The sequence below is a fragment of the Raineyella fluvialis genome, assembly GCF_009646095.1.
GTDB lineage: Bacteria > Actinomycetota > Actinomycetes > Propionibacteriales > Propionibacteriaceae > Raineyella > Raineyella fluvialis.
In genome coordinates this window covers 3,255,083-3,280,472 of sequence record NZ_CP045725.1, presented here as the reverse complement: position 1 = coordinate 3,280,472, position 25,390 = coordinate 3,255,083, and the positions used below count along the sequence as shown (strand labels likewise).

25 protein-coding genes and 1 pseudogene are annotated in these 25,390 nt (G+C 69.2%); 18 read left to right on the top strand and 8 right to left on the bottom strand.

What is annotated here, in order from left to right; all coding sequences use genetic code 11:
- Window positions 1–130 precede the first annotated feature (130 nt).
- The 13 genes and pseudogenes from thrS to Rai3103_RS14995 all read left to right on the top strand — a co-directional run bounded on the left by thrS (window position 131) and on the right by Rai3103_RS14995 (window position 11,851).
- Window positions 131–2,133, top strand: a pseudogene (gene thrS / locus Rai3103_RS15055) (threonine--tRNA ligase).
- A gap of 4 nt (window positions 2,134–2,137) precedes the next feature.
- On the top strand, window positions 2,138–2,782 hold the full coding sequence (locus Rai3103_RS15050; protein ID WP_153573262.1) for an HIT family protein: 645 nt from the start codon (window positions 2,138–2,140) through the stop codon (window positions 2,780–2,782).
- Window positions 2,782–3,393, top strand: coding sequence for a phosphatidylinositol phosphate synthase (gene pgsA, locus Rai3103_RS15045; protein WP_153573261.1), 612 nt, complete (start codon window positions 2,782–2,784; stop codon window positions 3,391–3,393). Before Rai3103_RS15050 ends, pgsA begins: the two co-directional genes overlap by 1 nt.
- Window positions 3,393–5,036, top strand: a complete 1,644-nt coding sequence (gene lnt / locus Rai3103_RS15040) for an apolipoprotein N-acyltransferase (RefSeq protein ID WP_153573260.1) — start codon at window positions 3,393–3,395, stop codon at window positions 5,034–5,036. The genes pgsA and lnt overlap by 1 nt, the downstream gene beginning before the upstream one ends.
- 46 nt (window positions 5,037–5,082) lie before the next feature.
- Window positions 5,083–5,853 (top strand): DUF881 domain-containing protein, encoded by a 771-nt coding sequence (locus tag Rai3103_RS15035; protein WP_153573259.1) that lies wholly within the window; start codon window positions 5,083–5,085, stop codon window positions 5,851–5,853.
- On the top strand, window positions 5,850–6,182 hold the full coding sequence (locus Rai3103_RS15030) for a small basic family protein (protein WP_153573258.1): 333 nt from the start codon (window positions 5,850–5,852) through the stop codon (window positions 6,180–6,182). The genes Rai3103_RS15035 and Rai3103_RS15030 overlap by 4 nt, the downstream gene beginning before the upstream one ends.
- Entirely contained in the window at window positions 6,175–7,428 is a 1,254-nt protein-coding gene (locus tag Rai3103_RS15025; protein WP_153573257.1) for a DUF881 domain-containing protein, read from the top strand. Before Rai3103_RS15030 ends, Rai3103_RS15025 begins: the two co-directional genes overlap by 8 nt.
- Before the next feature lie 118 nt (window positions 7,429–7,546).
- Window positions 7,547–7,930: a glycine cleavage system protein GcvH gene (gcvH, locus tag Rai3103_RS15020; RefSeq protein WP_153573256.1), complete on the top strand. Its 384-nt coding sequence runs from the start codon at window positions 7,547–7,549 to the stop codon at window positions 7,928–7,930.
- A gap of 34 nt (window positions 7,931–7,964) precedes the next feature.
- The gene (locus tag Rai3103_RS15015) at window positions 7,965–8,450 is read left to right on the top strand and encodes an FHA domain-containing protein (protein WP_153573255.1); all 486 of its coding nucleotides are present in this window, start codon (window positions 7,965–7,967) and stop codon (window positions 8,448–8,450) included.
- Entirely contained in the window at window positions 8,450–9,202 is a 753-nt protein-coding gene (gene ftsR, locus Rai3103_RS15010; protein ID WP_153573254.1) for a transcriptional regulator FtsR, read from the top strand. Before Rai3103_RS15015 ends, ftsR begins: the two co-directional genes overlap by 1 nt.
- Before the next feature lie 73 nt (window positions 9,203–9,275).
- Window positions 9,276–9,824, top strand: a complete 549-nt coding sequence (locus tag Rai3103_RS15005) for a bifunctional nuclease family protein (RefSeq protein WP_153573253.1) — start codon at window positions 9,276–9,278, stop codon at window positions 9,822–9,824.
- 143 nt (window positions 9,825–9,967) lie between these two features.
- Complete coding sequence (locus Rai3103_RS15000) at window positions 9,968–10,549, top strand: MerR family transcriptional regulator (protein ID WP_153573252.1); 582 nt, start codon at window positions 9,968–9,970, stop codon at window positions 10,547–10,549.
- A gap of 39 nt (window positions 10,550–10,588) precedes the next feature.
- Entirely contained in the window at window positions 10,589–11,851 is a 1,263-nt protein-coding gene (locus Rai3103_RS14995; RefSeq protein ID WP_153573251.1) for a YhjD/YihY/BrkB family envelope integrity protein, read from the top strand.
- Between the two features lie 76 nt (window positions 11,852–11,927).
- Here Rai3103_RS14995 and Rai3103_RS14990 read toward each other — a convergent pair whose 3' ends face one another.
- Window positions 11,928–13,154, bottom strand: coding sequence for a pyrophosphate--fructose-6-phosphate 1-phosphotransferase (locus Rai3103_RS14990; protein ID WP_153573250.1), 1,227 nt, complete (start codon window positions 13,152–13,154; stop codon window positions 11,928–11,930).
- A 163-nt stretch (window positions 13,155–13,317) separates the two neighbouring features.
- Here Rai3103_RS14990 and Rai3103_RS14985 point away from each other — a divergent pair, with 163 nt between their 5' ends.
- Window positions 13,318–13,791 (top strand): pilus assembly protein TadE, encoded by a 474-nt coding sequence (locus Rai3103_RS14985; RefSeq protein ID WP_228488970.1) that lies wholly within the window; start codon window positions 13,318–13,320, stop codon window positions 13,789–13,791.
- Between the two features lie 38 nt (window positions 13,792–13,829).
- Here the strand turns inward: Rai3103_RS14985 and Rai3103_RS14980 are convergent, their stop codons facing one another.
- Window positions 13,830–14,744 carry an aminotransferase class I/II-fold pyridoxal phosphate-dependent enzyme gene (locus Rai3103_RS14980; RefSeq protein ID WP_228488969.1) on the bottom strand — a complete coding sequence of 305 codons (915 nt, stop codon included), beginning with the start codon at window positions 14,742–14,744 and terminating at the stop codon, window positions 13,830–13,832.
- Between the two features lie 286 nt (window positions 14,745–15,030).
- Between Rai3103_RS14980 and Rai3103_RS14975 the strand changes: the two genes are divergently transcribed.
- Together Rai3103_RS14975 and Rai3103_RS14970 are read left to right on the top strand one after the other, a co-directional pair.
- A complete protein-coding gene (locus Rai3103_RS14975) occupies window positions 15,031–15,651 on the top strand; it encodes an L-threonylcarbamoyladenylate synthase (RefSeq protein WP_153573249.1) in 621 nt (206 codons plus the stop codon).
- 79 nt (window positions 15,652–15,730) lie between these two features.
- A complete protein-coding gene (locus Rai3103_RS14970) occupies window positions 15,731–16,429 on the top strand; it encodes a dienelactone hydrolase family protein (protein ID WP_153573248.1) in 699 nt (232 codons plus the stop codon).
- 72 nt (window positions 16,430–16,501) lie between these two features.
- Here Rai3103_RS14970 and Rai3103_RS14965 read toward each other — a convergent pair whose 3' ends face one another.
- On the bottom strand, window positions 16,502–17,842 hold the full coding sequence (locus Rai3103_RS14965; RefSeq protein ID WP_153573247.1) for a DUF4921 family protein: 1,341 nt from the start codon (window positions 17,840–17,842) through the stop codon (window positions 16,502–16,504).
- Between the two features lie 247 nt (window positions 17,843–18,089).
- Here Rai3103_RS14965 and Rai3103_RS14960 point away from each other — a divergent pair, with 247 nt between their 5' ends.
- The gene (locus Rai3103_RS14960) at window positions 18,090–19,109 is read left to right on the top strand and encodes an IS481 family transposase (RefSeq protein ID WP_153573246.1); all 1,020 of its coding nucleotides are present in this window, start codon (window positions 18,090–18,092) and stop codon (window positions 19,107–19,109) included.
- On the opposite strand, the gene Rai3103_RS14955 is transcribed toward Rai3103_RS14960, so the two are convergent.
- The 5 genes from Rai3103_RS14955 to Rai3103_RS14935 form a co-directional block, all read right to left on the bottom strand.
- Window positions 19,106–20,059 carry an acyl-CoA thioesterase gene (locus Rai3103_RS14955; RefSeq protein WP_153573245.1) on the bottom strand — a complete coding sequence of 318 codons (954 nt, stop codon included), beginning with the start codon at window positions 20,057–20,059 and terminating at the stop codon, window positions 19,106–19,108. The genes Rai3103_RS14960 and Rai3103_RS14955 overlap by 4 nt on opposite strands.
- A gap of 155 nt (window positions 20,060–20,214) precedes the next feature.
- Window positions 20,215–20,670, bottom strand: coding sequence for an MFS transporter (locus Rai3103_RS14950; RefSeq protein WP_153573244.1), 456 nt, complete (start codon window positions 20,668–20,670; stop codon window positions 20,215–20,217).
- A 14-nt stretch (window positions 20,671–20,684) separates the two neighbouring features.
- On the bottom strand, window positions 20,685–21,398 hold the full coding sequence (locus tag Rai3103_RS14945) for an MFS transporter (protein WP_194793169.1): 714 nt from the start codon (window positions 21,396–21,398) through the stop codon (window positions 20,685–20,687).
- A 135-nt stretch (window positions 21,399–21,533) separates the two neighbouring features.
- Entirely contained in the window at window positions 21,534–21,821 is a 288-nt protein-coding gene (locus Rai3103_RS14940) for an acylphosphatase (RefSeq protein WP_153573242.1), read from the bottom strand.
- Between the two features lie 83 nt (window positions 21,822–21,904).
- Window positions 21,905–22,324, bottom strand: coding sequence for a DUF4870 domain-containing protein (locus Rai3103_RS14935; protein WP_228488968.1), 420 nt, complete (start codon window positions 22,322–22,324; stop codon window positions 21,905–21,907).
- A gap of 206 nt (window positions 22,325–22,530) precedes the next feature.
- Here Rai3103_RS14935 and Rai3103_RS14930 point away from each other — a divergent pair, with 206 nt between their 5' ends.
- The gene (locus Rai3103_RS14930) at window positions 22,531–25,377 is read left to right on the top strand and encodes a cation-translocating P-type ATPase (RefSeq protein WP_153573241.1); all 2,847 of its coding nucleotides are present in this window, start codon (window positions 22,531–22,533) and stop codon (window positions 25,375–25,377) included.
- The last annotated feature ends 13 nt before the right edge of the window (window positions 25,378–25,390 follow it).

The following is a 25,390-nucleotide window of genomic DNA, read 5'->3' as shown; positions in this document are numbered from 1 at the left end:
TGAGGGGACGCGGTCGGTGGGCGCGGTAAGCTTCGGACGCGGCGCCGCCCGGTGCGCCGGCGAACACGAGCCCGTCCGGACGCATGCCAGGTATGTATGCGACACCCGTGCGGGGAGAGAGGAAACCGCCGTGTCCATCACCGTCACCCTGGTCCGGACGTCTGACACCTCGCAGGAGGTCCTCGACGACGGCACCACGGGTCTGGACCTGTTCGGCGAGGATCGTACGATCGTCGCCTGTCGCGTGGACGGGGAGATCAGGGATCTCCACCTCCCGGTGCCTGACGGCGCCACGCTGGAACCGGTCCTGATCGGCAGCCCTGAGGGCCTCAACATCCTGCGCCACTCCTGCGCCCACGTGGCCGCCCAGGCCGTGCAGAACCTGCACGAGGAGGCGAAGCTGGGCATCGGCCCGCCGATCACCGACGGCTTCTATTACGACTTCATGGTGGACGAGCCGTTCACCCCCGAGGGTCTCAAGGCGCTCGAGAAGCAGATGCAGCGGATCATCAAGGAGAAGCAGAGCTTCCGTCGCCGGGTGGTTTCCGACGAGGAGGCCCGCGCCGAGCTCGCGGACGAGCCGTTCAAGCTCGAGCTGATCATCGACAAGGGGTCGGCGAACGCCGAGGACGGGTCCGCGATGGAGGTGGGGTCGGGCGAGCTCACCATCTACGAGAACGTCCGGCGCAACGGAGAGCGCGCCTGGGAGGACCTCTGCCGCGGTCCGCACGTGCCGCACACCGGCTACATCCCGGCGTTCGCCCTGACCCGGTCATCGGCCGCGTACTGGCGTGGTGACCAGAAGAACCAGCAGCTCCAGCGCCTCTACGGCACCGCCTGGCCGTCCCGGGAGGAGCTCAAGGACTACCAGACTCGGATGGAGGAGGCCGCCAAGCGCGACCACCGCAAGCTGGGCAGCGAACTCGACCTGTTCTCCTTCCCCGACGAGATCGGCTCCGGCCTGCCGGTGTTCCACCCCAAGGGTGCGCTGATCAAGATGCAGATGGAGAACTACTCCCGCCAGCGCCACCTCGAGGCCGGGTACTCCTTCGTCTCCACCCCGCACATCACCAAGGGGCACCTGTTCGAGACCTCGAAGCACCTCGACTGGTACGCCGACGGCATGTACCCGCCGATGCGCGTCGACGAGGAGCGCGACGAGGACGGCAACGTCGTCAAGCCGGGCATCGACTACTACCTCAAGCCGATGAACTGCCCGATGCACAACCTGATCTTCTCCTCGCGCGGGCGCTCCTACCGGGAGCTGCCGCTGCGGCTGTTCGAGTTCGGGTCGGTCTACCGCTACGAGAAGTCCGGTGTCGTCCACGGACTCACCCGTGCCCGCGGCTTCACCCAGGACGACGCGCACATCTACTGCACCCGCGAGCAGATGAAGGACGAGCTGACCCGGCTGCTCACCTTCGTCCTCGACCTCCTCAAGGACTACGGCCTGGACGACTTCTACCTCGAGCTGTCGACCCGTGACCCCGAGAAGTCCGTCGGTGATGACGCGACCTGGGAGGAGGCGACGCGTACGCTCGCCGAGGTCGCCCAGGCCTCCGGTCTGGAGCTCGTCGACGACCCGGGCGGCGCCGCCTTCTACGGCCCGAAGATCTCGGTCCAGGCGAAGGATGCGATCGGGCGGACTTGGCAGCTGTCGACCATCCAACTGGACTTCTTCGAGCCGGAGCTGTTCGAGCTCGAGTACACCGCCGCGGACGGTTCCCGCCAGCAGCCGGTGATGATCCACCGGGCCCTCTTCGGCTCGATCGAGCGGTTCTTCGGCGTTCTGTTGGAGCACTACGCGGGCGCCTTCCCGGTCTGGCTGGCCCCTGTCCAGGTGGTCGGGATCCCGGTCGCCGGCGAGTTCACCGGCTACCTCGACGAGGTCGCCGAGAAGCTCCGCGCCCGGGGGTCCGCGTCGAGGTGGACTCCTCCGACGACCGGATGCAGAAGAAAATCCGCAACGCCCAGAAGCAGAAGGTCCCCTACATGCTGATCGCCGGTGGGGACGACCGGGCCGCCGGCGCGGTGTCGTTCCGCTATCGCGACGGGGAACAGAAGAACGGCGTGCCGATCGACGATGCGATCGACGAGATCGTCGCGGCGATCGCGTCGAAGGCCCAGGTCTGACCGCATGGGGGTGCAGCCTGAGCACACGGGCGGGCCGGACGAGGGGCTGCGGGACGGGCAGCCGGCAGGGGGCGAGGCATCGACCGAGCCGATCAGCGTCGATGCCTCGACGCTGGCCGGCGACCCCGACGTCTTCGATCGGCTCTGGGTCGCGCATCGGATGGCCTACGTCGGTGGGGACAAGCACCCCCGGACGGCCGCCGGCGACGCCTGCCCGTTCTGCACCGCACCGCTCGGCTCTGACGAGGACGGCCTGATCGTCCACCGCGGTGCCCTGGCCTATGTCCTGCTGAACCTGTACCCCTACAACGCGGGGCACCTGATGGTGTGCCCCTACCGGCACGTCCCCGACTACACCGAGTTGACCACCGACGAGGTGATCGAGGTCGCCGAGTTGACCCGCACGGCGATGACCGTGCTGCGGACGGTGAGCAGCGCCCAGGGCTTCAACCTCGGGATGAACCAGGGGGAGGTCGCCGGAGCCGGCATCGCGGCGCACCTTCATCAGCACGTGGTTCCGCGCTGGCGGGGCGACGCGAACTTCTTCCCGATCGTGGCCCGGACCAAGGCGATTCCCCAACTGCTCGGGCAGACCCGGGAACTGCTGGCGGCGGCCTGGCCGGTGGCACCCTCGGGACAGGATGCCTGATGCTCGAGCGCTTCCGCCACGGCTGGCGGGGTGTGATGACGCCCCCGGCCCGACTCCTGCTGCGCCTGGGGGTGCATCCGAACACGGTCACCTGGGTCGGGACGGTGCTCCTGGTCATCGTCGCCTTCCTCACCGTCCCGCTCGGGCTGCTCTGGCAGGGTGCCCTGGCGATGGGGGTGCTGGTGATGTCCGACTCGGTCGACGGGCAGATGGCGCGGCTCGGAGGCAAGGAGTCGCGGTACGGCGCGTTCCTCGACGCCACGCTGGACCGGGTCAGTGACGCCGCCGTGATGACCGCCGTGATGATCCATTTCGCCCGCACCGGAGCCTCCCCGTGGATGGTCGGGCTGGCGGGATGGGCCCTTGCGATGGGGCAGATCACGTCCTACGTCAAGGCCCGGGCCGAGGCGCAGGGCTTCCGGGCCGACGTCGGGATCGCCGCGCGGGCCGACCGTCTGGTCGTCATCCTGCTCGGGCTGCTGCTGGCGGGACTGGGCGTGCCGTGGGCCGCCGAGGGAGCCGTGGTGCTGCTGGCCCTCGCTGGCACGGTCACGGTCGGGCAACGACTGGCGGCCGTCGAGGCCCAGGCGGAAGTCCTGCAGGAGGGTTGATGGGTACCGTCGTCACCGGTCCCGCGCCGGTGCGTACACAACCGGCCCCCGACCAATGGACACCGTGGTGGGTCTCCGCCGCGATGGCCGTGGCCGGAGCCCTGGCGATGCGTCTCGCCTTCCCCCAGCCGGGATGGTGGCCGCTACTGCTGCCCGGCCTGGCCCTCGTCCTCGGCTCGGCTGCCGTGCCGATCAGACGTCGGCGTGCCGTCCTGCCGATCGGCCTGCTCAGTGGTCTGGCGTTCTACCTGCCCCTGGTGCATTGGGCCTCGCTCTTCCTGGGCTGGCTTCCCTGGCTGGCGCTGGGCACGGAGATGGCGTTGTGGTGGAGCCTCGGCTACCTGGCGATCTGGTGGCTGCATCGCTGGGCACGCACCGCCTGGCCGGGGCCGGTAGGGACGTGGCTGCTCACGCCACTGGTCACGGCTGGCGTGTGGACCGCTCGCGACGCCGCGTCGAGTTCCTGGCCCTACCGCGGCTTCGCCTGGGGGCGGCTTGCGCAGTCGCTCGCCTGGAGCCAGCTGCTCCACCTCGTGACCTGGCTCGGGCTGGCCGGCACCGGATTCGTCCTCTGCCTCGTCGCAGCCTGGACCGTCCCGGTGGCACGCCGACTCGTCCGTCCCGGGGCGCCGCCATCGCGACGTGTCCTGCCTCTCACCGCCCTGCTGGCCTTCGTCCTGGGACTCGTCGCGGTGCCCGCCTTCCCGGTGGCCACCCAGGGGACGATCCGGGTGGCCGGCATCCAGGGCGGAGACGAACGGGCCGGCTACTTCATGGGCGGCCAACCCGGCGACGTGCTCGCCGCACACCTGAGGGCCTCCAGGCTCATCGCTCCCGGCACGAACCCCGACGTGGTGGCCTGGCCCGAAGGCGCCGCGGAATGGGATCCGGCCGAGTGGCCGGAACTGCAGAGCCGCTTCGACAACCTGTCGGCGGCGCTCGGGGCGCCGCTGCTGCTCGGATCGTCGACGGAGCGGGGCGGCAAGACCTACCAGTCCGAATACGTCTGGCCGATGACCGGGGGACAGCGCGAGATCTACGACAAGCGGAATCCGGTGCCCTTCGGGGAGTACGTCCCCGACCGCGACACGTACGCGAAGATCGCCCCGGCCCTGATCGGGCTGATCGGTCGCGACGTGGTCCCTGGGACCGGGGATCCCGTGCTGTCGGTGACGACCCGTGACGGCCGCACCACCGGGGTGGGACTGGCCATCTGCTACGACATCATCGACGACGCACTGGCCCGCGAATCGGTCCACGACGGCGCCCAATGGCTGCTCTCGCCGACGAACAACGCCGATTTCGGCCGCACCGACGAACTCGACCAGCAGCTTGCCTTCGCCCGGCTGCGCGCAGTCGAGACCGGTCGCGCGTTGGTGCAGGTCTCCACCGTCGGTCACACCGCCGCCTTTGCGCCGGACGGGCGGGTGCTGGCACGGGTGCCGTGGTACACCCCGGAGGCGATGGTGGTCGATGTCCCGCTCTCGACGACGCTGACCCCGGCCGTACGCTTCGGTGCGCTCCTGCAGGGGATCGGCACCGGTGTCGGCCTCGTCGGACTGCTGTCCGCGGCGGCCGTCACCCAGGTCCGGCGGCATCGACTCCCGGGTTCCTCGACGGCATCGCCTAGGCTGTCGGTGTGAACGGGGAGCGGGGGGCCAGGCGTCGGTCCGGCCGCGCCTCGACAGCATGGACCTGCTGCGCGAGATCCAGGCGACCGCCGTCGACCCGGACTACACCAGGGAGCGGGCCTGGGTGCAGGGTGGGTACGGGCATCGGTGGGCCCAGTTGCCCGTGTTCGTGGTGGCGACCATGCTCTTCGCCATGTCGGCCGTGATGACCACGCGCGCCGCTCCACAGGTCGCCAAGGACCGGGCGGCGACGATCGCCGCCGTCCAGGCCGCCCAGGCGCAGCAGGACTCCCTGCGCAAGCAGATCGCCACCACCCAGTCCGAGGTGAACGCCCTGCAGCAACAAGGCCTCGCGAGCAACGCCGGCAACGCCAGGATCGCCGCCCAGCTGGACCAGCTGTCGGTGCCGACGGGGGCGACCGCCGTGACCGGCGCCGGGATCGTCTTCGTGGTCGACGACTCGCCGTCCGGTGCCGCCGACGCTCGGGTGATCGACACCGACCTGCAGCAGCTGACCAACGGGCTGTGGCAGGCGGGGGCCGAGGGGATCGCCGTCAACGGCCATCGCCTCACCACGCTCACCGCCATCCGGGGTGCCGGTGACGCCATCACCGTCGACTATCGTTCCTTGACCAGGCCGTACACCATCGAGGTGATCGGTGACCCCAACACCCTCCAGCAGAAGTTCATCAGCACCGACGGCGGCGTCTGGTGGAACTACCTGGAGAAGAACATCGGGATCCGGGTGACGGTCACCCGGCCGAAGAGCGTGTCGCTACCCGCAGCCACCAGGGTCACGCTCCGCCACGCGAAGGGAGGCACCTCGTGATCCCCATCATCGGGCTCATCGCCGGTATCGTCCTCGGGATCTTCTTCCAGCCCGACGTTCCCACGGCCCTCCAGCCGTACCTGCCGATCGCCATCATCGCGGCGATGGACGCGATGTTCGGGGCGTTCCGGGCCTGGCTCGAGGGTCGTTTCAGCGACCGGGTCTTCGTCGTCTCGTTCTTCTCCAACGTCCTGATCGCCGCGATGATCGTCTGGGTCGGCGATCAGATCGGTGTCGGGTCGCAGCTCTCGACCGGCGTGGTGGTCGTGCTCAGCATCCGTATCTTCACCAACGTCGCCTCGATCAGGCGGTCGATCTTCCATGCCTGACGAAGAGCTGCGCCGCCGCGACGAGGAGCCGCGTCCGGAGGACGAGCCGGCGGCCGCCGAGACGGTGCAGCCGGCGAACGACGACGCCGACACCCCGGCTGTGGAGAGCGTGGATGTCCCCGGCGATGCTGCGGCCGTCGAGGGCACTCAGTCGCGGGAGCCGGGGGAGCGTACGCCCGCCCAGCCCGCGGCTGAGGCATCCGACGTCCCTGCGGCCGAGGCGACGCGGCCCGACGATGCTCCCGCGGCAGGGCACAGCGAGCCGGAGCCCGTCAGCGCACCGGAGGACGACGTCCCTGCGGAGCTCGGTTCCGAGGAGCCGGTCGGGGAGCAGATCGGCGCGGAGGACGCCGTCGTGGGCGAGGTGCCCGAGGTCGCGGCCGAGGACTGGTCCGCGGACGACGATCACCGCTCCAGGGCGTCCGACTCCGAAGAGCCCGAGCCAGAGCCCGAGCCAGAGCAGTCCGAGCCCGAGCCGGTACCGCCTGCGGCCGGACCGAAGGGCAGCCGCCGTACCTTCCGCGACTGGTTGCGTCCGGAGCGGAGCCAGGTCGTCGTCGCACTCGTGCTCGCGGTCGTGGCGTTCGGGCTCGTCACCCAGGTCCGCGCCCGCAGTGCGGTCGACTCCTACAGCTCACTGCGTCAATCCGACCTGGTCGGCATGCTCGACGGGCTCAACCAGGAGTCCCAACGCTTGCAGAGCGAGCTGGAATCCCTGCAGACGGCGCGTAGCCAGCTGGAGTCGGGGAAGAACAACGAGGCGCTGGCTCGCGCGCAGGCCGAGGAGCGGCTGACCGCGCTCGGCATCCTCGCCGGGACCATTCCCGCCCAGGGGACCGGGATCACCATCACCATCACCGATCCGCAGGGGAAGGTGAAGGCCGGCATGATCCTCGACGCGCTCGAGGAGATGCGTGACGCCGGGGGCGAGGTCATGCAGATCAACGGCAGGATCCGTGTGGTGGCCAGCACCTGGGTCGCCAGCGGTTCCTCGGGCATCGTGGTCGACGGCCAAGCGGTGTCGACGCCCATCACCCTCGACGTGATCGGCGACCCGCACGCTCTGGAGGAGGCGGCACGGTTCCGCGGCGGACTGGTCAGTCAGATCACGGACCCGCGGGTGGGCGGGCAGGTGACCATCACCAAGTCCGACCACCTCACCGTCACCTCCCTGCACTCGACCGAGGCCCCTCGCTTCGCCCGTGCCGATCCGAGCGCCTCCGCGGGGACCGGATCGGGCGGCTGAGCCCACCCAGCGCCGCGTGTCAGGCGCCTCATCACCGCATGAGCGCGGCCGATCCCTCGGCGTTAGGCTAAGGTTCAGTGTTCAGCGACGATTGGTCATCCCAGACGCAGGAGGATGGATGGAGCTCCCCGAGGACCTCAAGTACAGCCAGGAACACCTCTGGGTCAGGTCGGGTAACGGCCGGTCCGTCCGGATCGGTTTCAGCGAGTACGCCGCCGACCAGCTGCGTGAAGTCGTGTCGATCGAGCTACCCACGGCGGGGGACGAGGTGACGGTCGGCGACGTGATCGGGGAGGTCGAGTCGGTCAAGAGCGCCGGTGACATCCTCAGCCCCGTCTCCGGCGTGGTGACTCACGTCAACCCCGACCTCGATGCGAACACCGAGCTGGTGAACGATGACCCGTACGGCGATGGCTGGCTGTTCGAGGTCGAACTGAGCGACGACGACGGCCTGGACGACCTCTTGGACGCCGACGCCTACGGCGACCTGATCGAGTCCTGAAAGCTCACCCCCCGAGAGCAAGGAATTGACTGACATGTTGTGCCCATCCTGCGGCTACGAGAACACCGAAGGCAGCAAGTTCTGCTCCCAGTGCGGCGAGCCCTTGGTCGCGCTGACCGATACCACCAAGGTCATTCCCGCCTTCAGCGATGACAACGACGTCGACGAGCTGAACTCGGAGGAGAAAGCGGCCGTCACCGCGCTGCCCTCCGGCTCGTCGCTGCTCGTGGTCCGGCGCGGCCCCAACGCCGGCGCGCGTTTCCTGCTCGACCGTGACGAGATCACCGCGGGACGCCATCCCCGCTCGGACATCTTCCTCGACGACATCACCGTGTCCCGCCACCATGTGACCTTCCTGCGCCGCCCCGAGGGCATCCTCCTTCGCGACGTCGGCAGCCTGAACGGGACGTACGTCAACCGGACCCTGGTCGACCGTGACGTCGTGCTCAAGGACGGCGACGAGGTGCAGATCGGCAAGTTCCGGATGATCTACTTCACCGGCGGACGCGGCTCCCGCTGATGGCCGAGGCCCGACACTCGATCGGGTGGGTGGTCAAGGAACTCACGCCCGAGTTCCCCGATCTGTCGATCTCCAAGATTCGTTACCTGGAGACCGAAGGACTGCTGAGCCCCGAGCGAGCTCCCTCCGGGTACCGCAAGTACACGGAGGGGGATGTCAAGCGCCTGCACTACATCCTGACCATGCAGCGGACGCATTACCTTCCGCTGAAGATCATCCGCGAGCATCTGGATCAGATCGATCGTGGCCTCACCCCGCCGCGGATCGACACGCCCAGCCCGGCCGTGCCCGATCCGCCGCCAGAGCCGGTCGCCGGGCCCCCGCGCCGCGTCAGGCCTGTCGATCCGCCGCCCGCCGGTGATCCACCACGTTCCCCGCAGGAGGAGCGCCGGCGCCGGCCTGTCCGGCTCAGCCGGGCCGAGTTGATCGAGAAGTCCGGCCTCGCCGAGCCGATCCTCGCCGAGCTGGAGAGGCTGTTGGTCATCACGCCACGTCGGGGGACGCACTACTACGACCAGGACGCCTTCGCGGTCGCAGTCGCCGCGAAGCAGCTCGCCAGCTACGGGATCGATCCTCGGCACCTGCGCCAGATCAAGATCGCCGCCGACAAGGAGGTCGGCCTGATCAACCAGGCGACCGCCGCGCACACCCGTCGGGGCAGCTCGCGCCAGACCATCGAGGAACTGACCCGGTTGATCAACGTCACCCACCTGGCGATGGTGCGCTCGGGGGTCCAGCGCGAACTCGGCTGAATCCCTGCGGAGCGGGCCGATGGGTCCACTCGGAGGGGCTGGCGCAACGGGCCGCCCCGGGTAGTGTGGGGGCATGCGTGAGATGGACGTCGTCGGTGTTCGGGCCCAGATGCCCAACAACGAGCCCATCGTGTTGCTGCGCGAGGTGGGCGGGCACCGGATGATCCCCATCTGGATCGGCTGGAACGAGGCCAACGCCATTGCGGAGGCCCTCGAAGGGCTGCGTCCGCCGCGCCCGCTGACCCACGACCTGATGGTCGACACTCTCGCCGGCCTGGGGCACACCCTCAAGGAAGTGCACATCACCGAACTCGAGGGCGGGACCTTCTACGCCGTGCTGCTGGTGGACGGTGTCGAGATCAGCGCCCGTCCCTCCGACGCCATCGCCCTGGCACTGCGCTGCCAGGCGCCCGTCTACTGCGCCGAAGACGTGCTCGAGGCCGCGGGCTTCGAGGAGGAGGAGGAAGCCGAGGAGGAGGTCGAGAAGTTCCGCGAATTCCTCGACCACGTGAGTGCCGACGACTTCAGCGACGAAGGTGAAGAAGGCGACGAGGGCCAGCAGCCCCCCGACGGGGGAGATGCCGACGGCGGGGAGGATGCCGACGATGACGGGCCGGCGTAGAGTCTGACCTGAACCCTCAACCCCTCCCTCAGCTTGAGGTGCGGCATGGGCGTGTCGTCCGTGGCCACCGGCCCAAGAGGGCCGAGATAGCTAGTGTCGACGTCGTCAGCAGACAGCGAGCAGGTCGTCGGAAGGCGGAGATCATGAGCAGCACGACGAGCACCCCGACACCCTCCGGCGAGCCCTCGGTGGCACAGGGCACGCTCTTCGACGGTGACTTCGCCCCGGTCCCCGAGGACGTGGGATTCCGCGGCCCGGTGGCAGCCAAGGCCGCCGACATCACCTATCGCCAGCTCGACTACTGGGCTCGGATCGGGCTCGTCATCCCCGGGGTACGCGACGCCAATGGTTCCGGGAGTGCCCGGCTCTACAGCTTCCGCGACATCCTGATGCTGAAGGTGATCAAGCGCCTGCTCAGCGCCGGCGTCTCCCTGCAGCAGATCCGCACGGCCGTGGAGTACCTGCGGGACCGCGGCGTGGAGGACCTGACCGAGGTTACCCTGATCAGCGACGGCGCGTCCGTCTACGAGTGCACGCGTGACGACGAGGTGATCGACCTCCTCAAGGGCGGCCAGGGGATGTTCGGCATCGCCATCGGATCCGTCTGGCGCGACGTGGAGGGTTCACTGTCCGAACTGCCCGCCGAACGCAACGCTGGGGAAAGCAGCCCCGCCGTCGCGGGCGACGAACTGGCGGTGCGGCGCCGGCGTCGGCAGGCCAGCTGAGCCGATCCACCCGCGCCGCTTCCTCCCGAAGGAGCAGCGATGAAGAAGTTGAAGGACCTCCTCGCCAGGGCGAAACGTACGCCCTGGATCGCCCACGTCCTGCGCATGCAGGACCGCTTCGGCACGAGACTCGGCACCCAGTTCGCCGGCGCGATCACCTACTTCTCGGTGCTGGCCCTGATCCCCCTGCTGATGGTCGCCTTCTCGGGGATCGGGTTCACCTTGACTGTCGTACGCCCCGAGCTCCTGCAGGTCGTGGATGCCGAGGTAGCGCGACGACTCGCGGGCATGGGCACCGCCTTGCAACAGCAGATCTCGGCCGTCGTCGCCCGGTTCCTCAATAACTGGGGTGCCATCGGCGTGGTCGGCCTGCTCTCCGGGCTCTACTCCGCGGCCGGGTGGGCCGGCAACCTCAAGAGCGCCATCCGCGCCCAGACCCGGGCGGAGTTCGACCTGGGGGAGTCCCGTCGCAACATCGTCCTGGAGACCCTGATCAACATCGCCCTCTTGCTGGGGCTGATCGTCCTCATCCCGGTCACGTTGGCCTTGGCGAACGCTTCCACCGTGCTCACGGGATGGGTGCTCGGCGTCCTCCACCTGGAGGCGGTCCCCGGTGCCGGCGTGGCTGTGCGGATCATCGGACCTGTGGCCTCCATCGCGGCGGGCTGGCTGTTGTTCGTCTACATCCTGACCGTCTTCCCGGAGAAGCGCTTCCCCTTCCGGGTGACGGCGTGGGCGGCCGTGATCGGGACGGTCGGCCTCACCCTGCTGGAGTATCTGGCAAGCTTCCTGGTCGGCGCCTTCACCGGCAACCCGGCGGCGGCGCTCTTCGGCCCGGTCATCGTCCTGATGCTCTTCTTCAACCTCTTCGCCCGGCTGATCCTCTACGTCGCAGCCTGGATGGCCACCGCCGTGCAACAGGCCAATCCGCTCAAGGTCCAGGACATCGACGCGCCCCTGGGCATCCTCCCGCCGGACGACGACTCGAGCGACCGGTCGGATGCGACGCAGGCGCCCAGCCAGGCACCGACGGAGCCCACGTCGGCACCCACGCAGCCCACTCCGGCAGGGGCGCAGCCTACTCCGGCAGTGGCGCAGCCCTCGGCCTCGCAGTCTGCCTCCGGGAGCCGCTATCAGGAGGCGATGGCCTCCCCGCCGGGCACGCCCGTTGTCGGTCGGAGCACAGCCGTTCGGGCGGCGCGGGCTGCCCTGCGGACCGGATGGGTCACCGGCGCCGCAGCCGGGATGGGGCTCGGAGCCCTCTTGACGGCAGGGACGCGGCGGATGTCGCGGCGCCGCTGAGGGCGCCTCGAACGCGGCGTGGGGCGGCCGCCGAAGCGACCGCCCCACGAGGCGAGTTGGTGCCCGGTGGCCCGGCTCAGTCCTCGAGCGGCTTGGTCGACTTCGGCATCGGCTGGCCGATCTGGCGCAGCATCTCGGTGAACCACTCGGTGGTCACGTCGAAGGGCTTGCCACCCTTGATTCGCTCGAACTCGATGGCGCGCAGTTCGTCGCCCTTCTCCTCGTCGTGGCCGATGACGCCGGGGACGTGTGCGATCGCCGACTCCACGGCGAGGTCGCACATCGAGGAGATGAGGTCGACGTCGTACTCGACCGGGGCCGCCGACCGCGAGTAGTAGCCGGACTTCTGGACCAGGACCTTCTCGGCGCCGATCAGCTCGGCGAACTGGCTGGCGAACCAGTTGCCCGGGTTGATCTTGTCGATCTTGACGTGACCGAAGGCGTCACGCGGCACGTCGGCGCCGCGGTCCTCCAACTCCTTGACGATCGCCTCGACGCCCGCACCCTCCGACAGGAAGATGGTCACGTTGCCGACCCGGTCCATGATCTCCTTGAGGCGGACGGCCTCGTCCTCGATGCTGAATTCGTCCTCGGGGACGTAGACGGCGTGGATCTCCCAGGCGTCCCGGCTCAGGCCGATCTCCGGCAGCCAGGCCCGAGTGTCCAGCCAGTTGCGGTACTCGCGTGCGGTGGCGGCGGTGAGCCACCCACAGTGGCGCCCCATCACCTCGTGCACGATCAGCTCGCGCCCGACGGAGTTGTGTTCGGCGACGATGTTCTGCGCGAACCGGGCGCCCATCTCGGCGGCGGTCTGGGCTCCCAGGGACTGGCGGATCGGGATCACGTCGTTGTCGATGGTCTTGGGCAGCCCGACGACCGTCAGCTCGTAGTCGTGCTCGTGGAGGTAGGCGGCGAGATCGGCGGCGGTGGTGTTGGTGTCGTCGCCACCGATGGTGTGCAGGATCTCGACCCCGTCGGCGACCAGCCGGTCGGCCGCGACCTGGAGGGCGTTCTGACCCGGCTGGATCAGTCCGCGCTGGAGCAGGTCCTTCTCATTGGTCAGCTTCACCCGGGAGTTGCCGATCGGGGAACCGCCGAAGGTGTGCAGCAGGCCGGCGCTCTCGCGGACGTTCTGGGTGATGGTGAGGTAATCACCCTGCAGGAGACCCTGGTAACCGTGCTTGTACGCGATGATCTCGCGCTCAGGGGCGATCTCCGTGTAGCGCTGGATGAGACCGCCGATGGCGGAGGACAGGCACGGGGCGAAGCCGCCGGCCGTCAACAGAGCTACCTTGCCCGGCATGTGGATACCTTTCGTTCGTGAAGGAGGACGGCACCAGCCTAAGTGGCCTCCCTTCGCCGCTCGGCGGCGGGGTGCATCCGCGGGCTCGCCTGCCACCCTCCGGGCGGCCCGGCGCCGTGCCATCATGCCCATGGCCGTCACGGGAGACACGAGGGGGAGCCCGATGACCAGGAACACGCCGACCACGCCCGCAGGGCCCGACACGACGACCACGCTGCCGGCACCGGCCGGGGCGGCGCGCCGGCCCCGGGACCAGCGGGGGCACGCACTGTCGGCCATGGTGCTGGTGGTCACGACCGCGTTGGGGCTGATGGCCGGTCTCGTCGTCGATGGGGGACGTCAGGTCGCCGCCTCCCGGCGGGCAACGGCCGTGGCCGAGCAGGCCGCGCGGGCCGCCACCGATGCCGCCGCGGCATCGGCGCTCGAAGGGTCACCGGATCCGCGAGCCGCGGGCTCGGCGGCCCGCGCCGTGCTGGCGTCGGACCCGGAGGTCAGAGGCAGTGTCACCGTCCTGCCCGGTCTGCGCGTCCGGGTCGAGACCAGTGCGGAGGCCCCCACCGTCTTCCTCTCGGTGATCGGCATCGGCAGCGTACGGGCCCACGCATCGGCCACGGCCGACCTGGTCCGGGTCCCGTGAGCGCACCCCCAACCCGGTCAGCCGGGTGAGTGGGCGGTTCAGCGGAGCGAGGCCGCCATCCGGGTGATCGCTTCGGTGAGGATCTGCGGGGACGTCGCCAGGTTGAGGCGTACGTGCCCACGGCCGACGGAGCCGAAGGCGGGGCCCGGGTTGAGTGCGATCCGCGCGGTGTCCAGGAAGTGCTGCTGCGGATCGTCCAGTCCCAGCGCGGAGCAGTCCAGCCAAGCCAGGTAGGTCGCATCGGCAGGCAGTTGGGTGACGTTCGGGAGGTGCTCGGCGAGCAGTCGATCGAGCAGGCCCCGGTTGGCGGCGATCTCGGAGCGCAGTTGCTCGAGCCAGGACCGGCCCTCGTCGAGGGCCACGGTGTGGCTGAGCACCGCCAGGTGGCTCGCTGCGCCGCGGGCCGCGTCGTACGGGACGGCCGCCAGGTCCTTCGCCGCAGCCGGGCCGGCGACCATCACCGCGGCCTTGAGCCCGGCGAGGTTCCAGGCCTTCGACGCGCTGAACAGCACCAGGGCATCCTCAGCCCCCGATCGGGACAGGTACGGCACGTACGGCACGCCCGGGTCGGTCAGCGGGGCGTGGATCGCGTCCACGATGACCCGGATGTGGTGCTCGTGGGCGAGATGCGCCACGGTGCTCAGTTCCTCGGCCGTGTGCGCGCGCCCCGTCGGGTTGTGCGGGCTGGAGAGCAGATACGCGGTCGGGCGTACGCCCATTCGGCCGGAGAAGGCGGCCTCCAGGGCGGGCAGGTCCAGATGCCCGTTCGGCGCCATCGGGACCTCGAGCAGCGCGCGGCCGGTCCCGGTGACGGCGGCGAAGAACGGGGGGTAGACCGGCGGATTGACCACCACGTGGTCGCCGGGGTGCGTGGTGACGAGGATGGCGTTGCGGATGCCCCCATGACGTCGGGCATCAGGCCCATCAGGGCGGGGTCCAGCGACAGGCCCCAACGGTCCAGCGCGAAGCGTGCCACCGCCTCCTCATAGACCGGGCCGGCCGGGTAGCCGGTGTCCCCGCGGTCGATGGCGGCGTGGAGGGCGGCGGCCACCGGTGGTGCGATGTGACAGTCCATCTCGGCCACCCACAGCGGCAGCACGTCCTCCGGGTAGCGGCGCCACTTCATCGATGTGCGGGTGCGCAGCTCGGCCAGGGGAACGGTGAGGATCTCGTACGTCACCCCTGCAGACTAGTGCGCCTCCTGCCCTCCCGAGGGGCCCGGCGGTAGGCTGTCCGGTCATGGCGAAGTATTTCGACGTCCATCCGGTCAACCCGCAGTCGCGGTCCATCCAGCAGGCGGTCGACATCCTGCGCGGCGGGGGACTGGTCGCCTACCCGACCGACTCCTGCTACGCCCTCGGATGCCTGCTGGGGAACAAAGACGGTCTCGACCGGATCCGGCAGATCCGCAAGCTCGACGACAAGCACCACTTCACCCTGGTGTGTTCGAATTTCGCCCAGCTCGGTCAGTACGTCCAGATGGACAATGCGGTCTTCCGGGCCGTCAAGGCCGCCACCCCGGGCCCGTACACGTTCATCCTGCCGGCCACCCGTGAGGTGCCGAAGGCGATGGTGCACCCGAAGAAGCGGACCGTGGGTGTCCGGGTCCCGCACCACATCACCGCGCTGGCGCTGCTCGACGCCCTCGGCGAGCCGCTGATGTCCAGCACGTTGCTGCTGCCCGGCTTCGTCGATCCGCTCACCGACGGCTGGCAGATCAAGGAGGAGCTCGACCACCAGGTCGACGCCGTGATCGACTCCGGCGACTGCGGCGTGGAGCCGACCACAGTGGTCAACTTCACCGGGGACGAGGTCAGTGTCGACCGCGTGGGGGCGGGGGACCCGACGCCCTTCCAGTGAGCCGCCTCGGTTCCTAGACTGACCACGCCCTGCTCTCAGGGCCGTACGACCGAGCCATCAAGCCAGCGCAGGAGGACCCATGGCCTTCAGGACCCCGCACCAGAACGTGAGCTTCCCGAGCACCGAGGGGGAGGCACACGGCTATCTGGCCCGCCCCTCGACCGGGGAAGGACCCGGCGTGATCGTGGTCCAGGAGTGGTGGGGCATCGCTGACCACATCCGTGACATCTGCGACCGGCTGGCGGCCGAGGGATTCGTGGCGCTGGCACCGGATCTCTTCGGTGGGTGGGTGACGCACGATTCCGCCGAGGCGGGGCAGATGATGGCCGATCTTCCCGCGGAGGAGGGGGCGCGCCTGCTCGGCGGTGCGGTCGACTACCTGCTGGGCCAGGACTTCGTCACCAGCGACACCGTCGGAGTGATCGGCTTCTGCATGGGCGGCGGTTTCGTCCTGGCGATGGCCGTCCAGCAGGGCGACAAGGTCAGCGCCGCGGTGCCGTTCTATGGCGTCGGCCAAGCCGTGCCCGGCTCGTTCACCGGCCTGACGGCTGCGGTGCAGGGTCACTACGCGGAGAAGGACACGATGTTCCCGGTGGCCGACGCACGCCGGCAGGAGCAGCAGATCCGCGACGAGGCGGGCGTCGACGTGGAGTACTTCTACTATCCGGCCGGGCACGCCTTCCACAACGACGAGAACCTCGCCGGCAACTACGACCCGGAGCAGGCGAAGCTCGCCTGGGAACGCGCCGTCGCGTTCCTCAAGGACCGGGTCCACTGAACTGACCAGGAAAGACCAGCGCCGGGTGGCGGTGTCGGCCCCGCCGCCCGTCGCACGTCCGGCTGCCGGGCCTCAGTGCCTGGTCTGCTCGATGTAGCGCAGGGAGTTGGGCTCGCAGAGTGCCTCGGTGGCGATCCGCATGTTCGCGATCCGGCCACGGTCGCGCAGTTCGTAGAGCTTGGGGACCACGCGGTCACGTACGGTGACCGGCGACAGCGTGTTGAGATAGATCTTGGTGCCGCCCTCGAAGCCCGCCAGGTTGGACACCCGCCACTTCAGCATGATCCGCCACGGCATCGGCTCCAGCACGTCGATCGGACGGTGGTACCACTCCTCATTGGTGGGCACGTCGGCGCCGGTGGCGGCGTGGCAGGCATGCAGCAGGTCCGACATCGCGCGGACCTCCTCGTCGGTCGCCTTCCACGGGACCGCCGCCGCGCTCTTGGAGTACACCTCGAGCGTCGGGTAGCGGTGCCCGAAACCGGCGAAGGCGACAGCATGCTCGTTCTCGGCGATCACCAGGTTGTGATACCCGGCGTAATTCACGGCAGCCTCGTTGTAGAGGTTCGGGTTGGCCCTGATCCTCTCGATCTCCAGCTCATTGTTGACGCCGCGTTCGTCGATGGCCACCAGCTGTTTGTGCAGATGGTCGAAGGATGCGCCGGCGGGCTTCAGCCAATTCTGGAAGGCCGCCACGTAGCGGACGTAACGGTTGGCCTTGTAGAGCTGCTTCATCGCGTCCACGCTGAAGGCCATGTACTGGTAGTGCTCCTCCGGGCTGAGCGTGCCCGAGGAGGCCAGCATCGAGTCGTCGTAGGCCCCCTCGACGAAGTGACGCCGGGCCACGATCACGTCGTGGCCGCCACCGAAGAAGCCGGCCGCCTGGGACCGCCGCTCCTCCTCGGTGAGGGCCGCCCACTCGCTGTTGGTGTGCCCGGCGGCCCGCAGCTTCGCCTGGAGGATCCGCAGCACGTGGTCGCGCCCGATGGTGGTGGCGAGGTAGTCGTCCATCCGGCGCTGCGCGTCGGGGGGCATGGCGTAGCCGTAGTTCTGGTGCCAGTAGTCGTAGGAGACGATCTCGAACAGATTGGGGATCCGGCGGAACTCGGCGATCGAGTCGTGGATGTGGTCGGCGCCCAGCCCGTCGAGACGGAGCCAGCGCTCACCCTCCCGGATCACCCGTGACTTCTCCGGCGGGGTCTCCAGGTAGCGGTTCTCACAGAAGGCACACCAACGACCCTCGTCCTCGGTACGGAGAGGCTGTGGATCGGGGTAGCTGATCCCGAGGGGGCGATGCCCACGACCGGGGACGGTCCACACCTCGGTGCCGCTGAACGGGTTGACCTGCTTGATGGTGCCGTCGGCCATCTCCTGCATGAGCTGCGCCATCGGAATGAGCACTGCCGAGGACATCGTCATCCCCCTCCTGTTGCCTGCCTGCCGCACTGGCGTCAGCCTAGCCATCGGGGGACACGACGGTCCGTTGAGGGTGACATGGGCGCGCCGCCGCGCCGACGGGCACCCCAGGCCGGGGTCGGCTAGCTAGCTGTATTGACCCGGGACGTTAGGTACGGCTTCGGCCTGTCGGCGTGACATGGGGAAGGCCTCCGGGTGAGGTGTGGAGCAACCACGCACCCACTCGCTCGTCCCGGAGGCCTTCATGTCCCACGCTAACGCTTTGCTGACCCCGCGAGGGCGGCTGTTACTCGCTCGCTGTGTCGTCGAGGACGGCTGGCCGTTGCGCCGTGCCGCTGAGCGGTTCTCGGTCTCGGTCACCACGGCGAAACGGTGGGCCGACCGGTACCGGGCGTCCGGACCCGCCGGCATGGTCGACCGGTCCAGTCGTCCCCGATCGTGTCCGCACCAGACCAGCCAACGACGCGAACGACGCGTGGTCGGGCTCCGCGTCACCCACCGGTGGGGCCCAGCCCGGATCGCCTACCACCTGGGCATGAACCCGGCCACGGTCCAGCGGATCCTGACCCGCTACGGCTGCCTGTTGCTGCGCTGGACCGACCCGGCCACCGGAGCGCCCGTGCGCGCCCGTCGCCGCCAGGTCGTGCGCTACGAGCGCGACGCGCCCGGCGACCTCATCCACGTCGACATCAAGAAACTCGGCCGGATCCCCGACGGCGGCGGCCACCGTGCCGTGGGCCGCGCGCAAGGCGTGCGGAACTCCGGCGCCCACCGTGACCCCAACAGGAAACGAAAGGCCCCCGGACGCCCGAACCTCGGCTACGCCTACCTCCACCACGCGGTCGATGACTACTCCCGGTACGCCTACTCCGAGATCTTGACCGACGAGACGAAACAGACCGCGACCGCGTTCATGGCCCGGGCACTTGACCACTTCGCCGCGATCGGGATCACCACCGCCCGGGTAATGACCGACAACGGGTCCTGCTACCGCTCACACCTGTTCGCCCAACTGCTGGCCGACAACGGGATCGTCCACAAGAAGACCCGTCCCTACACGCCTAAGACCAACGGCAAGGTCGAACGGTTCAACCGGACCCTCCAAGAGGAATGGGCCTACGCCCGCCCCTACACCAGCGAGTCCGAACGTGTCGCCGCGTTCCCCGCCTTCCTCCACGCCTACAATCACGACCGCGGCCACACCGCACTCAAAGGCGCCTCACCAGCCGACCGCGTACCCAACCTGGCGGGTCAATACAGCTAGCCGGTGGCCAGACCAGGGACCCGCCGGCCGCGGATCTTGCGCAGTTGGTGGGCGTGCTCGGCGAGGGCCCGGTCCTCGTCCGAGACCGGCTGCCACTGCGGGATGTCGACGAGGCGGCCGTCGGAGCCGCGGACACCGTAGGTGATGGCGCAGTGCGTGGTCAGATCGCGCTGGTCGCTGCGTGGGTCGCCGGAGCGTACGTGCACCGAGATGTCCATCGTCTTGCGGTTCGTCCGCAGCAGCCGGGCCTCGAGCTCGACCACGTGGCCGATGTGGATCGGACGGTAGAAGCGGACCCCGCCGGAGTAGACGACGGTGGGCGTCATGCCCGACCAGCGGCTCGCGCACAGCCAGGCCGCCTGGTCGATCCATTCCATGGCCGTGCCACCGTGGACCTTGCCGCCCCAATTGACGTCAGTGGGCTGGGCCAGGAACCGGGTGACGACCTTCGGGGCGGTGCCCGCATCGGTGTACACCTGCTCGGCCATCTGTTCTTCGATCTCCCGGCGGATCCCGGCGCGGCCGACCGCGCCCTTGGCGTGCGCCCGCTCCTTCGCGGTGATCGGGTCGAACTCGTGGACGGGCACCGAATGTCCCTGTCCGTCCGTGGCGACGAAGATGACCAAGCAGTTGGTCGCTTCGGTCCAGTGCAGAGTCTTGGGGTCGGAGTTACGTACGGTGCAGTGGATGTGCATCGAGGTGCGGCCGGTGTACACGATCCGGGCCTCGACCTCGACGAGGTGGCCTGAGGGGATCCCGTGCCGGAAGGAGACGTGCCCGACGTAGGCGGTGACACAGTAGTGGCCGCTCCACCCGGCGGCCACGGCGTACGCCGCCTTGTCGATCCACTCCAGGATCCTGCCCCCGTTGACGATGTCCTCCCCGTCGAAGAGAACGTCGGTGGGTGCGGCGAGGAACCGCAGGGTCTCCACGGGGGATCGGGTGGGCACAGGACTGCTCCGTTCAGCTCGGTCGTCGCCCACTATCTCAAGGACGCTCGCGGGAAGGGGCCTTATCGTGCCGACGCGGGAAACATGGCCGCCCGCCGGGCGACAACGTCACCCATGGCGGAACAGTTCGGCGGAGCGCCCGTCCGATCGGAGGCTCAGTTGCTGGTCCGGGCCCGGAGCCGGCGCCGGGACAGATAGATGCCGACCAGCCCCACGAGGTAGATGGGTGCCTGGGTGCTCAGGGCCAGGGTGAAGGACCGGCGGTCGTAGCCGGCTCCGCCAGTGAGTGCGTCCAAGGCCAGACCGACGAGAAGGATGCTCACCAGGCAGGCGATGAAGCCCCCCATGATGACCATGCCGGTGCCGGTCCCGACGCGCTGGAGCGGCTGGGACGTACGGATGTAGTCGAAGCCGATGTTGGATCCCGGGCCGCCCATGGCGATCGCGACGATGAGCACGACGAGCAGCCAGACCGGCGGGGTGGCGGGCCACAGCAGGGTCACCGCCCAGGCGGCCACCTGGATCCAGACCAGGATGAGCGCCAACCTGCTGCGGTCCCGCGGGTAGCGAGCGGTCAGCCGCCCCACGACCGGGCCGGCCGGGACGGCCACGGCGGCGAAGAAGGTCAGCAGTCCGCTGGCGAGCGCGGGGGGTACCCGAGGCCGGCCGTCATGTACGGATAGCCCCACATCAGCGGGAACATCATCGTGGAGAAGCAGACGGTGAAGTGGATCCAGAACGCGAGGGAGGTGGCTGGCTCGGCTCCGATCCCGCGGATGCTGGCGACGATGGCGCCCAAGGAGCCGGAGGTGTCGGGCTGCCACCGGCCAGGCGGGGCGTTGCGGGTGAACGTCCCCATCAGGGTTGCCGCCAGCAGTGAGGCACCGGCGGCTGCGAGGAAGGCCGGCTGCCATCCATAGCTCGCGAGGGCGGCCCGGAACGGGATCGCGCTGAGGATCTGTCCCAGTTGTCCGAGCAGGCCGGTGAGCTGCGTGACCACGGGCACGACGTGAGGGGGGAACCAAGCGGGCACCAGCCGGATCACGGAGTTGAACGTCATCGCGTCGCCGAGTCCGACGAGGACTCGGCCGATGATGGCGACGGTGATCGAATGGGTGGTGGCGACCAGGAGCTGGCCGACAGCCATCACCAGCGCGCCGGCGGTGACCACCGAGCGCGACCCGAGCCGGTCGAGTGCGAGGCCGACGGGCACCTGGGCCGCTGCATAGACCGCGAGCTGGAGCACGACGAACATCGAGACCAGGCCCGCCCCGACCCCGAAGTGCCGGGACGCCTCGATCCCGGCGACCCCGAAGCTGGAGCGTTGCAGGACAGCCATGCCGTACACGAAAACCCCGACACTCCACACGGACCACGCACGACGACTCACACGCTTCATCGTCGCATCTCCCCGACGACCGACCGGGTGTGGACAATGCCGCGTGTCGGTGTGGGGTGTGCGTCCGGAGGGCTGTCAGTAGCTGATGTCGAAGCTGTGGTAGCGCTGCGTCGGGGTGCGGATCTCACGATCGAGGAACTCGACGGCGCCCGGGGTCATCGGCGACTTGAGCTTGCGCAGCAGCTCGACCACCTGCTCGTGCGTACCCTGCGCGAGGATCTCGACGGTCCCGTTCGACCTATTGGCGACCCAGCCGACGAGCCCGAGCTGGGCCGCCTGTCGTTCGGTCCAGAACCGGAACCCGACGCCCTGCACGTGGCCGTGCACCACCGCGTGCAGCTCCTCGAGCGACGTATCAGTCATGCGACGAGCCTAGGCCGAGGGTGGCCCGGCGGTCTTCCGTACCGACGAGGTCGAAGGGGAGTGGTGTCGTGGGAGCTGCTGAATCACTGGAGCAGGCCGATACTGGCCGGGTAGCGGTAGACCTCGCCGCGGGTGGCCTTGAGTGCGCCGCGGATGTGGCACCAGAGCGTCAGGAACCCGGCGATCACCCACAGAATCACGGCGAAGGGCAGCAGGATGACGGTGAACGCCATGATCCAGGCGACGACGCTCATCACCCAGGCCCAGACGTTGAAGTTGAACGAACCGGCGGCAGCGTTGCGGACGTACGGGCTGCGGTCCTTGTAGAGGAACCAGACGATCAGGGGTCCCACGAAGCTGAGCCAGCCGGCGCTCAGGACCATGGCGATGATGGCGGACAGGTGGGCCAGGGCGGCGACGGAACGCTCCTCGCCATCGGTCATGCTCGACGCGTGACCGAGACGAGGATCGTACGGTCGATTGGCGTACGGATCGGACTGCATGTCTCCATGGTGACGCCTGCCGGGTCCACCGGTGCCGTGCCGAGGGAGGAATGGGGGAGAGCCGGGGTCGCCTCCGGAGCTCGGCCGACCCGGCCGCCAGATCGTCGGCGCGGCCATCGACCGGCCTCCTGGCGGCGCCCGGGGATAGAGTGGTCGGGTAGGGCGGAGGGCCGGGTCGCCGGGCCTTCCGCCCAGGGAGTGGCGAGATGGACGCGACGCGATCCAGGACGGCCACGGTTGATGGCGTTCACCGCCTCACCGCGGACGAGGCCCTGCATGCCTTGGGGTCCGCGGAGACGGGACTCACGGCCGCGCGGGCGGACGAGCTGCTGAGCACCCACGGGCCGAACCTCCTGCGCGAGCCGGCCCGACGTCCCCTGGCACTGGCTTTCCTGTCCGAGTTCACCAGTTCGATGGCGCTGCTGTTGTGGGCGGCCGGACTCGTCGCGCTCGTGGCCGGCATCGCCGAGCTCGGCGTCGCGATCTTCGCGGTCAACGTGATCAACGGGGTGTTCGGCTTCTGGCAGGAATACCGCGCCGAGCGAGCCACCGAGGAGCTCAAGAAGATGCTGTCGACGCACGCGTGCGTCGTCCGCGACGGCGAGATCCTCGAGGTGCCGACGCAGGATCTGGTCCCCGGTGATCTTCTCGTTATCGCTGAGGGGGACAGGATCGGCGCCGATGCCCGGGTGATCGTGGCCAACGATCTGCAGATCGACCAGTCGACCCTGAGCGGCGAGTCCCGGGCGGTGCACAAGACCTCGTGGGCCGAGGATGCGGACCTTCCCGCACCCCAGTTGCACAACATGGTCTTCGCCGGCACCAACGTCGTGAACGGCGATGGGCGCGCCGTCGTGACCGCCACGGGAATGGCCACCGAGTTCGGGCGGATCGCCGACCTCACCCAGGCGGTGCAGGACGACCGCAGCCCCTTGCAGAAGGAGCTGGGGCGGCTGACCCGCCAACTCTCGGCGCTGTCGCTGGGCCTGGGGGCGGTCTTCGTCGGGGTGGCGGTCCTCTTCGTCGGTGAACCATGGGCCAAGGCCTTCATCTTCGGACTCGCCATGGTCGTCGCGTTCATCCCCGAGGGCCTGCTGCCGACGGTCACCCTGTCACTCGCCTTGGCGGTACAGCGGATGGCGAAGCAGAACGCTCTGGTGAAGAAGCTGTCCTCGGTGGAAACGCTCGGCTGCACGACCGTGATCTGCTCCGACAAGACCGGCACGCTGACCCAGAACCAGATGACCGTGACCCGTCTCTGGCTCCCCGGCGTCACCTACGAGGTCGAAGGACGCGGGTACGCACCCGTGGGGGAGATCCGTCGGAGCGGGGACCCAGGGTCCGGGCCCCGGGGCGCTGCCGCCGGCGATCCGGGGGTGCGGGCGCTCCTCACCTCGGCAGGCCTGTGCAACAACAGTGCGGTGTACCCGCCGCAGACCGACCAGACAGAATGGACCGTCCACGGCGACCCGACGGAGGCCTGTCTCCTCGTGGCCGCAGCCAAAGCGGGACTCGACCTCCGCGACCTCGATCGGGACAATCCTCGGGTCCGTGAGGTGCCGTTCGACTCGCGCCGCAAGCGGATGGCGACGATCAACCGGGTGGACGGCCGATACGTCGCCCACGTGAAAGGGGCCCCGCAGTCGCTGCCGGCGCGGTGCACCTCGCTCGTCCGCGACGGGATGCGGCGTGAGATGACAGCCGACGACCGGGCGGAGATCACCGCGGCGAACGACCGGCTCGCCCGACTGGGGCTGCGGGTGCTGGCCGTCGCCGTCCGTACGCTCGACGGCGACCAGGATCCCGCCGTACTGAGCGCCGACGAGGTCGAGCAGGACCTGACCTTCCTGGGCCTGGTGGCGATGGAGGACCCGCCCCGGGAAGGGATCGCCGAGGCGGTCGCCACCTGCCACCGCGCCAGGATCCGGATCATCATGATCACCGGCGACTACGGCCTGACGGCCGAGTCGATCGCACGCAGTATCGGCATCGTGCGCGGGGACACGCTGTGCGTGATCTCCGGGTCCCGCCTCGAACTGATGCCCGACGACGAGCTGGTCGAGGCCCTGCGGGGAGAGGTGATCTTCGCCAGGGTGGCGCCCGAACAGAAGTACCGCGTCGTCGCCACACTGCAGTCGATGGGGGAGATCGTCGCGGTCACCGGCGACGGTGTGAACGATGCCCCCGCCCTCAAGAAGGCCGACATCGGCATCGCGATGGGGCGGACCGGCACGGACGTGTCCAAGGAGGCGGCGGATGTCATCCTGACCGACGACCATTTCGGCTCGATCGTGCGGGCCATCGACGAGGGGCGAGGCGTCTACGACAACATCAGGAAGTTCCTGATCTACGTGCTGACGAGCAACGTGGCGGAGGCTGTCCCGTCGGCGGTCTTCCTGATGTCGCGAGGGCTGGTACCGCTGCCCCTGACCGTGATGCAGATCCTGACCATCGATCTGGGCACCGATCTGCTGCCGGCCCTCGGCCTGGGGACCGAGAAACCGGAGCCGGGGGTGATGGAGCGTCCGCCCCGGCCCCGCAGCGAGCGGCTGATGGATCGGCGGATCCTGGCACTGGCGTTCGGGTGGTACGGCCTGCTGGAGGCGGCGTTCTCGATGGCGGCGTACGTCCTGGTGAACGTGGAGCACGGCTGGCCGGCGGTGCCGCTGGCCAGTTCGGGGGAGTTGTACGCGCGCGCCACGACGATGACGCTGGGCGCGATCATCTTCGGACAGATCGGGGCGGTACTCGGCTGCCGGACGAGAGCCGACTCGTTGGGCCGGATCGGCTTCTTCTCCAACCGGCGGATCATGGTCGGGATCGGGGTCGAGATCATCCTGCTGGCGGCCCTCAGCTACGTCCCGATGCTTCAGGGCGTCTTCGGCACCGCGCCGCTCAGGATGAGGGACTGGGCAGCGCTGAGCGTACTGCCGGTGGTGATGGTGGCGCTGGACGAGGCGCGCCGGTGGGTCGTACGACGCGGAATCGGACCACACAGCGGCGGGGCCGCCGACCACGGGCGAGGACCCGTGGCGGCGACCCGGTCGCGGTGATTCACGCGGTTGT

What these genes read in the sequence shown, in the direction of transcription:
- Rai3103_RS14960 (WP_153573246.1), top strand. Translation starts at nt 18,090, where the DNA reads ATGTCCCACGCTAACGCTTTGCTGACCCCGCGAGGGCGGCTGTTACTC.
- Rai3103_RS14940 (WP_153573242.1), bottom strand. Translation starts at nt 21,821, where the DNA reads ATGACTGATACGTCGCTCGAGGAGCTGCACGCGGTGGTGCACGGCCAC.
- Rai3103_RS15035 (WP_153573259.1), top strand. Translation starts at nt 5,083, where the DNA reads ATGGACCTGCTGCGCGAGATCCAGGCGACCGCCGTCGACCCGGACTAC.
- Rai3103_RS15015 (WP_153573255.1), top strand. Translation starts at nt 7,965, where the DNA reads ATGTTGTGCCCATCCTGCGGCTACGAGAACACCGAAGGCAGCAAGTTC.
- Rai3103_RS14965 (WP_153573247.1), bottom strand. Translation starts at nt 17,842, where the DNA reads ATGTCCTCGGCAGTGCTCATTCCGATGGCGCAGCTCATGCAGGAGATG.
- Rai3103_RS15000 (WP_153573252.1), top strand. Translation starts at nt 9,968, where the DNA reads ATGAGCAGCACGACGAGCACCCCGACACCCTCCGGCGAGCCCTCGGTG.
- pgsA (WP_153573261.1), top strand. Translation starts at nt 2,782, where the DNA reads ATGCTCGAGCGCTTCCGCCACGGCTGGCGGGGTGTGATGACGCCCCCG.
- Rai3103_RS14990 (WP_153573250.1), bottom strand. Translation starts at nt 13,154, where the DNA reads ATGCCGGGCAAGGTAGCTCTGTTGACGGCCGGCGGCTTCGCCCCGTGC.
- Rai3103_RS14945 (WP_194793169.1), bottom strand. Translation starts at nt 21,398, where the DNA reads ATGGCTGTCCTGCAACGCTCCAGCTTCGGGGTCGCCGGGATCGAGGCG.
- Rai3103_RS15005 (WP_153573253.1), top strand. Translation starts at nt 9,276, where the DNA reads ATGCGTGAGATGGACGTCGTCGGTGTTCGGGCCCAGATGCCCAACAAC.
- Rai3103_RS15050 (WP_153573262.1), top strand. Translation starts at nt 2,138, where the DNA reads ATGGGGGTGCAGCCTGAGCACACGGGCGGGCCGGACGAGGGGCTGCGG.
- Rai3103_RS15025 (WP_153573257.1), top strand. Translation starts at nt 6,175, where the DNA reads ATGCCTGACGAAGAGCTGCGCCGCCGCGACGAGGAGCCGCGTCCGGAG.
- Rai3103_RS14930 (WP_153573241.1), top strand. Translation starts at nt 22,531, where the DNA reads ATGGACGCGACGCGATCCAGGACGGCCACGGTTGATGGCGTTCACCGC.
- lnt (WP_153573260.1), top strand. Translation starts at nt 3,393, where the DNA reads ATGGGTACCGTCGTCACCGGTCCCGCGCCGGTGCGTACACAACCGGCC.
- gcvH (WP_153573256.1), top strand. Translation starts at nt 7,547, where the DNA reads ATGGAGCTCCCCGAGGACCTCAAGTACAGCCAGGAACACCTCTGGGTC.
- Rai3103_RS14985 (WP_228488970.1), top strand. Translation starts at nt 13,318, where the DNA reads ATGACCAGGAACACGCCGACCACGCCCGCAGGGCCCGACACGACGACC.
- Rai3103_RS14975 (WP_153573249.1), top strand. Translation starts at nt 15,031, where the DNA reads ATGGCGAAGTATTTCGACGTCCATCCGGTCAACCCGCAGTCGCGGTCC.
- Rai3103_RS14935 (WP_228488968.1), bottom strand. Translation starts at nt 22,324, where the DNA reads ATGCAGTCCGATCCGTACGCCAATCGACCGTACGATCCTCGTCTCGGT.
- Rai3103_RS14995 (WP_153573251.1), top strand. Translation starts at nt 10,589, where the DNA reads ATGAAGAAGTTGAAGGACCTCCTCGCCAGGGCGAAACGTACGCCCTGG.
- ftsR (WP_153573254.1), top strand. Translation starts at nt 8,450, where the DNA reads ATGGCCGAGGCCCGACACTCGATCGGGTGGGTGGTCAAGGAACTCACG.
- Rai3103_RS14970 (WP_153573248.1), top strand. Translation starts at nt 15,731, where the DNA reads ATGGCCTTCAGGACCCCGCACCAGAACGTGAGCTTCCCGAGCACCGAG.